The sequence below is a fragment of the Photobacterium sp. OFAV2-7 genome, from assembly GCF_022347985.1.
Taxonomy (GTDB): domain Bacteria; phylum Pseudomonadota; class Gammaproteobacteria; order Enterobacterales; family Vibrionaceae; genus Photobacterium.
The window spans coordinates 1-3,415 of sequence record NZ_JAKRFQ010000563.1 but is presented as its reverse complement, the minus strand read 5'-3'; the positions used below and the strand labels follow the sequence as shown (position 1 = coordinate 3,415).

At 51.3% G+C, this 3,415-nt stretch carries 3 protein-coding genes; all 3 read right to left on the bottom strand.

The genetic code is table 11. The features are described from left to right. Positions 1-593 (bottom strand): tRNA lysidine(34) synthetase TilS (gene tilS, locus MHN01_RS20905; RefSeq protein WP_239413203.1); only part of this gene is annotated, 593 nt, incomplete at its 3' end. Positions 594-729: 136 nt separating this feature from the next. Continuing rightward, complete coding sequence (accA, locus tag MHN01_RS20900) at positions 730-1,689, bottom strand: acetyl-CoA carboxylase carboxyl transferase subunit alpha (protein ID WP_239413202.1); 960 nt, start codon at positions 1,687-1,689, stop codon at positions 730-732. Positions 1,690-1,747: 58 nt separating this feature from the next. Further along, a partial coding sequence (gene dnaE, locus MHN01_RS20895) for a DNA polymerase III subunit alpha (RefSeq protein ID WP_239413201.1) occupies positions 1,748-3,415 on the bottom strand: 1,668 nt, incomplete at its 5' end.

Below are 3,415 nucleotides of genomic sequence, written 5' to 3'. Positions count from 1 at the left end.
TGACGCAGAAAGTTACGGTCATAGCGGGTATCCTGGTTACTTTCGTCTTCCACCCACGCCAGCTGATGTTGTTGCCCATAGCACTCAATATCAGCCCGGCTTGAAGATAGTAACGGGCGTAGATGCAAACCGCCTGCAAACGGAGTACTGAAAGCCATTGCCGCCAGCCCGGCCGGGCCACTGCCACGCTTGAGTGCCAGCAATACAGTCTCAAGCTGATCGTCAGCATGCTGGGCGGTCAGCAGGATCCCTCCCGGACGCATATGTTTTCGCAGCGCCTGATAGCGATGCTCTCTGGCTTGTTGTTCTACGCTAACCCGGCTGCCCAGTGTCAGTTCAACTCGCTCAACACAGCACTCGATACCTTCCTGACGTGCCCACTCCTGACAATGCTGGCTCCACTCGTCAGCATTTGGGCTGAGCCCATGGTGAACATGCACAGCCAAACACTGATGCTGTGGGTTTAAACGCAAATACTGTCCCATCAGACGAAGTAATACGCGAGAGTCCAGCCCGCCGCTTAAGGCCAGAACAAAATGCCGGGGGCTATCACAGTAAGTTTTCAGGCTATTGGCAAGTCGTGAGTACAGCATCTTTGGCAATCTCTTATCGAAGTCGATGAACTGGCCGTAGTATACCAAAGGCCTACGACGGTTAATTTTCTGATAGGCAATAAAAAAGCGGGCCAACCAACGTTGACCCGCTTTGAAATCGTGCCCGGCACGGTGCTTAGCAGTAGCCGTAGCTCATCAGGCGCTGGTAACGACGCTCCAGCAGCGCTTCTGTATCCAAGGCTTCCAGATCATTCAGGGTTGCCAAAATCTGTGCTTTCAGCGTGTTTGCCATTTCAGCAACATCACGGTGCGCGCCACCCAATGGCTCTTCAATGATATTGTCAATCAGCTCTAGCTCTTTCAGGCGCTCGGCTGTCATACCCATCGCTTCAGCAGCCTGAGAGGCCTTGTCAGAATCACGCCATAGGATTGAAGCACACCCTTCCGGAGAAATCACCGAGTAAGTCGAGTACTGGAGCATGTTGACGCAGTCACCGACACCGATAGCCAGTGCACCACCAGAACCACCTTCACCGACAACGTTACAGATAACCGGTACTGTCAGACCTGCCATTTCTTTCAGGTTAGTAGCAATCGCTTCAGACTGGCCACGCTCTTCCGCACCAACACCCGGATAAGCACCAGCAGTGTCGATAAAGGTGATGATTGGCATCTTGAAACGCTCAGCCATCTTCATCAAACGCAGTGCCTTGCGGTAGCCTTCTGGTTTAGGCATACCAAAATTGCGCTTAACCTTTTCTTTGGTTTCACGACCTTTCTGGTGGCCAATAACCATTACCGGACGGCCATCAAGACGGGCAATACCGCCAACCAACGCCTTGTCATCGGCAAAAGCACGATCACCCGCCAGTTCGTCGAACTCTGTGAACATATGTTCAACGTAATCAAAAGTATACGGACGCTGTGGGTGACGGGCTAACTGAGCAACCTGCCATGCACCAAGATCACCAAAGATTTTCTTGGTCAGCTCTAGGCTTTTCTTTTCCAGCTGTTCAATTTCTTTATCTAGATCAACCGATTCTGACTCGTCACGACGCGACACATCACGTAGTGCTTCAATTTTTGCTTCAAGTTCAGCAACTGGCTGTTCAAACTCAAGGAAGTTCAGGCTCATACCACTTCAATCCTTTTGCTCACAATTAGTAATATCTCTTTAATAACTGTGGGCTATATTAATTAAACTCAAGCTCTACTTGCTTATCACCCAGCAATACTTTGAGATCGGTGATTAACTGATCTGCCGGGGTTACACGCCACTCAGTCCCGAGGGTCAACTTGGCACGTGCATTCGAGCGCTGATAGTACACATTTACCGGTACAGTACCTGCACGGTGTGGCTCCAGCACCTGGCTGAAGCGTTCAAAAAACTGTTCATCAATTTGCCTCTCTGTCACGGAGATAGCAAGTCCTCGCAAGTGCTTTTCTCTTGCTTCTGAGATATCTAGCACTTCTCGGCCCGACATTTTAAGGCCACCGTTAAAATCATCAAAGCTGACCTGTCCGGAAACCACGACGATTCTATCTTTTTCAAGCAGATCAATATACTTTTCAAGTGGCTCTGAGAACAACATCACTTCCATCCGACCGCTGCGATCGTCCAGTGTCATCAGGCCAATTCGGGTTCCTCGCTTGGTCGTCATTACGCGTGCTGCGATCACCAAGCCAGCCACGGTCACGACTTTATCACGCCCTGTCGGGTGGGCATCTTTCAGACGCCAGGTTGTATAGTGTTTCAGTTCAGGTACATAGGTGTTAATTGGGTGGCCCGTCAAGTACAGGCCTAAGGTATCACGCTCCCCTTCAAGCCAGACTTTTTCCGGCCACTCAGGAATGTTGGCATAGGCATGCTCCACCTCTTCCGGTGCTGCCGTCAACACCCCGAACATATCCGTCTGGCCGAAGGCTTCGGCCTGGTGATGCTGGCTGGCTGCCTTGATTGCATCATCCAGCGTTGCCATCATGGCAGCACGGTTAGGTCCCAGTCGATCCATTGCGCCGGATTTAATCAGCTTCTCCAGTACCCGCTTGTTGACCTTCTTAGTATCGATACGGGCACAAAAATCAAACAGATCCTTGAAGTGGCCGTCTTTCTCTCGTGCCTCGATGATATTCTCAATCGGGCCTTCACCGACCCCCTTCACCGCACCAATACCGTAGACGATTGCGCCATTTTCATCGACATTGAAGCGGTAGAGGCCTTTGTTGACATCCGGTGGCAACAGCTTCAGCTTCATCCGGTGACACTCATCCACCAGGCCGACGATTTTATCGGTGTTATCCATATCGGCGGTCATTACCGCCGCCATAAACTCTGCCGGGTAATGCGCCTTTAGCCACAGCGTCTGATACGACACCAGTGCATAGGCTGCGGAGTGGGACTTGTTAAAACCATAACCGGCAAATTTCTCTACCAAGTCAAAGATCTTCATCGCCAGCTCGCCGTCGATGCCGTTCTTCACCGCTCCATCTTCAAAGGTGGCTCGCTGTTTGGCCATTTCCTCCGGCTTTTTCTTACCCATCGCACGACGGAGCATATCCGCCCCCCCCAGGGTATAGCCAGACAGCACCTGGGCGATCTGCATAACCTGCTCCTGATAAAGGATGATGCCGTAGGTTGGCTCAAGAATATCTTTCAGCGACTCATGCTGCCATTTTTCATCCGGGTAAGAAACCGCTTCTCGACCATGCTTACGGTCGATAAAGTTATCTACCATCCCCGACTGAAGCGGACCAGGACGGAACAGGGCTACCAATGCGATCATATCTTCGAAGCAGTCAGGTTGCAGACGTTTGATCAGATCTTTCATGCCTCGGGATTCAAGCTGGAATACCGCAGTAGA